This window comes from Streptomyces capoamus (genome assembly GCF_014654935.1).
Classification (GTDB): Bacteria; Actinomycetota; Actinomycetes; order Streptomycetales; family Streptomycetaceae; genus Streptomyces; species Streptomyces capoamus.
In genome coordinates this window covers 4,467-9,401 of record NZ_BNBF01000019.1, presented here as the reverse complement: position 1 = coordinate 9,401, position 4,935 = coordinate 4,467, and the positions used below count along the sequence as shown (strand labels likewise).

Annotated in this window: 2 protein-coding genes; one reads left to right on the top strand and one right to left on the bottom strand. The window is 76.0% G+C overall.

All coding sequences use genetic code 11. The features are described 5' to 3' along the window. Positions 1-43 precede the first annotated feature (43 nt). Positions 44-4,087 (bottom strand): WD40 repeat domain-containing protein, encoded by a 4,044-nt coding sequence (locus tag IE312_RS26520; protein WP_189984848.1) that lies wholly within the window; start codon positions 4,085-4,087, stop codon positions 44-46. A 475-nt stretch (positions 4,088-4,562) separates the two neighbouring features. On the opposite strand from IE312_RS26520, the gene IE312_RS41925 reads away from it, so the two are divergent. After that, positions 4,563-4,935: hypothetical protein (locus IE312_RS41925; protein ID WP_229900467.1), on the top strand; the 373-nt coding region annotated here is incomplete at its 3' end.

Genomic DNA, 4,935 nt, shown 5'->3' with positions numbered 1-4,935 from the left:
TTGCATGGGGCCAAGTCCGGGGTGAATCACGGAGGTTGGCCGATCATCGACCGCACGGGGGGTCGTAGGAGAGGCGGGAGAGGTACTCGTGCCAGCGGTGCGGGGTCAGGACGCCGCGGGTGACCGAGCAGATGTGCCGTATCGCCGCGTCGGCGTCCAGGCTCCACAGGCGGACGGTGTCGCTGCCGCTGGAGACGCCGAGGACGTGGCTGGCGGGGCTGAAGGACAGAAAGGCGCCCGTCTTGGCGTTGGGGCTCATCGACTGGCCGATCGGGGTCGCGGAGTCCGGCTCGGTGACGTTCCACAGGCGGACCGTGTTGTCGTTGCCGCCGCTGGCCAGGGTGTGCCCGTCGGCGCTGAACGTCACGGAGGTGACCGCCTCGGTGTGACCGGTGAGCGGGTCGCCCAGCGCGCGCGCCGAGTCCGGGTCGGTGACGTTCCACAGGCGGACCGTGTCGTCGTCGCTGCCGCTGGCCAGGGTGTGCCCGTCGGGGCTGAAGGCGAGTGCGTTGACCGGACCGGAGTGCTCCGGGAGCGGTGTGCCGAGCGGGACGGCGCGGGCGGGGTCGGCCACCTTCCACAGCCGGATCGTGCTGTCGGCGCTGCCGCTGGCCAGCGTGCGCCCGTCCGGGCTGAAGGCGAGCGCGTTGACGTAGCCCCGGTGGCCGGTCAGCGGCTTGCCGAGCGGCACGGCGCGGGCGGGGTCGGTGACGTTCCACAGCTGGATGGTGCGGTCGTCGTAGGCGGTGGCCAGGGTGCGGCCGTCGGGGCTGTAGGCCAGTGCGTCGGGGCCCATGAAACGGGTGCGCAGGCGTAACGGCGGGCCGGCGGGGACGGGATGGGCGGGGTCGGTGACGTTCCACAGGTGGACCGCGCGGACGCCGGTGAGGACGGCGAGGGTGCGGCCGTCGGGGGAGAACACCAGGGAGCGCTGGTCGCCGTCGGCGCGCATGAACGGCTTGCCGAGCGGGACGGGCCGGCCGGGCCGGGCCACGTTCCACAGCCTGAGCCTGCCGTCCCGCGCGGCGGTGGCCAGCACCCGCCCGTCCGGCCGGAACGCCCCGTTGCGGCCGAGCATGTCCGAGCTCGGCACCGACCACAGGCGTGCCTTGCCGTCCCCGCTGCCGGTGGCCAGGGTGCGGCCGTCCGGGCTGAACCCCAGGGCGTACATCTCACCGCTGCTGCCCGCCAGCGGTTCGCCGATCTGGGACGGCGCGGCCGGATCCCCGACGTTCCACAGGCTCGCCGTGCTGTCGGCGCTCGCGGCGGCGAGCCGGCCGCCGTCGGGGCTGAACGCGACGGACCAGATCGGGCCGGTGTGGCCGGTCAGCGGTGATCCGATCGCCGCCGCGCGGGCGGGGCGGGTGACGTCCCACAGCCGGATGGTGTCGTCCGCGCTGCCGCTGGCCAGGGTGTGCCCGTCCGGGCTGAAGGCCACCGAGTGCACCAGGTCGGTGTGCCCGCGCAGGGTGCGGACCGCCGCCGGCCGGCGTGGCGCGGTGACGTCCCACAGCCGGACCGTGTCGTCGTCGCCGCCGGTGGCGAGGGTCCGCCCGTCCGGGCCGAACGCCACGGTGCGCACCGCGGCGGTGTGTCCGCGCAGTGTGGCCAGCGGGGCCGGCCGGTGCCGGTCGGTGACGTCCCACAGCCGTACGGTGCGGTCCTCGCCGGCCGTGGCCAGGGTGTGGCCGTCCGGGCTGAAGGCGACCAGGTAGATGGTGCCGGTGTGGCCGGTGAGCGGGGTGCCGAGCGGTGCGGGGCGGCGGGGGTCGGTGACGTCCCACAGCCGGACGGTGCCGTCGTCGCCGGCGCTGGCCAGGGTGCGGCCGTCCGGGCTGAAGACGGCGCTGCTCACCCAGCTGGCGTGGCCGGTGAGCGGTTTGCCGAGCGGGGCCGGGCGGTGCGGGTCGGTGACGTTCCACAGCCGGACCGTGCGGTCGTAGCTGGCCGTGGCCAGGGTGTGGCCGTCCGGGCTGAAGGAGGTGAGGTAGACGGCGCCGGTGTGGCCGGACAGCGGGGTGGCCAGCGGGGCGTTCACGATGGAGATCAGGCGGCTGTAGGTGCCCTCGTCGCCGGGGCGCAGCTGGTGCGCGACCAGATCGAGCTGGGCGGCCAGCGAGGGATCCGTGTGCTGCACCCGGTCGGCCTCGGCGAGCACCTGCGCGAAGACGGCGTCGTCGCGCTGCCGGGAGGCGATCACCGCGGACCCCGCGGCGAGCACGGCCAGCGCGACCAGTGCGGCGACCGCGGCCCGGCCCAGCCACACCGAGCGCTTGCGCAGCCGTACCGAGGCGGCCAGGAACTCCACCGCGCTGCGGGTGAGGTAGGTGTCCCCGGCGGACCGGGCCCAGCTGCGGGCCTGTTCCAGCCGGGACCCCCGGTACAGCAGCGAGCTGTCCCGGCCGGAGTCCTCCCAGGCCCGGCCGTCCTCCTCCAGCCGCTGGCGCAGCAGGTGGTCGCCGCGGCCCTCGTCGATCCAGTGCCGCAGCCGGGGCCAGGCGTGCAGCAGCGCCTCGTGGGTGATCTCCACGGTGTCCGCGTCCAGGGTGACCAGCCTCGCCCGCACCAGGGCCTCCAGCGACTCCTCCGTCTTGCCGGGGTCGGCGGACTCCTGTGCCAGCTGCCGGCGGGTGCCGCGCCGCCGGGTGGCCTGGGTGTCCTCGCCCAGCCGGACCAGCCGCAGCAGGAGCAGCCGGGCGGCGGTGCGGGCGGCCGGGTCCAGGCCGGACCAGGCGCGCTCGGCGGTCGCCGCGACGGCGCCCTGGATGCCGCCCGCCGCGCGGTAGCCGGCCAGTGTCAGTTTTCCGGCCTTGCGGCGCTGCCAGGTGGCCAGCAGCGCGTGCGACAGCAGCGGGAGCGCGCCCGCGTCGTGCGCGCCGCGCGGGCCGTCGGCGCTGACCTCGCGCACGATCAGTTCGGCCAGCCCCGGCTCCAGCTCCAGCCCCACGGCCTTGGCCGGGCCGGTCACCGCCTCGCGCAGCTCGGCGGTGGTCAGCGGGCCGAGCACCATGTGCCGGTGCTGGAGGGCGTCGGCGAGTTCCGGGTGGCCGAGGCACTGCTCGTAGAAGTCGGCGCGGATGCCGAGGACGACCTGGACGGGGGCGGGTACGGGGGAGCCGGGGGGCGGGGTGCAGGCGGCGTGCAGGAACCGGACGAAGGTACGGCGGTCCGCCTCGTCGGCGCAGAGGGTGAACGCCTCCTCGAACTGGTCCACGATGAGGACCGGCCGCGTGCCGGGGTCCTGGTCGCGGCCCGCCCAGACCGTGACCGCCTCGCGCACGGCCCGGGCCAGGTGCGGGGCGTCGCTGCCGGGCAGCGCCGGGTCGTGCGCGGCCTTCCGCTCGGCGGCGCGCGCGGCGTCCGCGGTCCCGGCCAGTTCCGGGACGCGGCGGACGAGTTCGCCCAGCGGATCGGCTCCGGGTACGAGCTGCACGACCCGCCGGGGCCGGACGGCGGTGCCGTCCGCCGGGCCGTCCGGGGCGCCGGCGCGGATCGCGGGGACCAGACCGGCGTTCAGCAGCGACGACTTCCCCGCTCCCGAGGCGCCGACCAGCATGACCAGGCCGCCCGAGCGCTCGGCCGCGCGCAGCTGGGCGACGAGGGCGGCCGTGCTGCGTTCGCGGCCGAAGAACCAGCGGGCGTCCTCCCGCCGGTAGGGGGCCAGGCCCCGGTACGGGCACACACCGCCGGCGACGGGCGGGGCCTGGGCCGGGGGGCGCCGGTTGCGTTCCACGGGCGGTGCGGGCCGCTCGCCGGTCGGACCGGCCAGCGCCAGCTCCCACAGCCGCTGCCAGTGGGCGAGGTCGTACAGGCCGGTGGAGACCGGTGCGGGCCGCAGGCGCCGGGCCTCCGGGATCAGGATCTGCAGCACCGCGGCGAGGGCGGCGAACTGGGCCGGCACGTTCCGCGCCCGGCGCCAGTCGCTGATCCGCTGCGCCGAGACGCGTACGGGCCGGCCGCGCTCGTCGACCCGCTGCAGTCGTACGACCGCCTCGGCGACGCTCTTGAGGGGAGGGTTTCCGGCCTCCTTGTACAACAGCGCGAGACGCTCGGCGAAGGCTGTGCGTGCCCCTGAGTCGGAACTCAAGGTCCCACCCCTTACCCCGTGTGGACGTCCGGACCGGAAAACTCACCCTACAAGGCTGACCTGCGGCGAAGGGGTCGGCCGGAGACCGGGACCTCCACCTGCGGGGCCGTGAGTGGCAGGATCCCGACCCGGTAGCGCACCCGTCACGCACCGTCCGGACAGGCCACCGGCCCGGTGCCCCGGAGAGGTGGCCCATGGCGCCGAAGGTTCTCGGCCGAATTCGCGCGTCCCCGGTCGCGCGCGGCGGGTGAGCCCGCGCGCCCCGGACACCGTCCCCGTTCTTCGATCCGTGCCGCATCGCCGACAGGGCGCGGGTCGACGGCCCGGCACCGTCCGGCACCGGTCCCCACGAGGGGAGGGACCGGTGCCGGACGGACGGGATCTGCGCCGCGGCCCGGCCGCCCGCCCCCTGGTCATCTGACGATCCGTCAGTTACTGTCGCCCCGCCGGTCCTTTGCGAAGGGGTGAGGTGCCCATGAGGTCTCCCGAGGAGAAGCAGCGTCCCCGGTGCCCACGGCCGCCCGGTGAACCGCGCTGGGTCGCGATGTTCCACGAGCCCGCCCAGGACACCTGGACGGTGGGCGCCGAGTCCCCGTACCGGGAGCCGGTGCTGTACGCCGTCGGCGACATGACCCGGACCGTGCGGGCGCGCGGAGCCGAGGCGGTCGTTGCGCTCTGGGGGCCCGGGGACGGCGGCTGGCGCCTCTACGACACCCCGTCCGCCCCGCCCCCGACCCCGGTGCCCGAGCGGCCCGCGCCCGGCTCGGCGGCACCGGAGCGGCTGGCGGAGCGCATGACGGACCGCCGGCACCAGGTGCTCATGGCCGGGCTGAGCAAGGCGGGCCTGT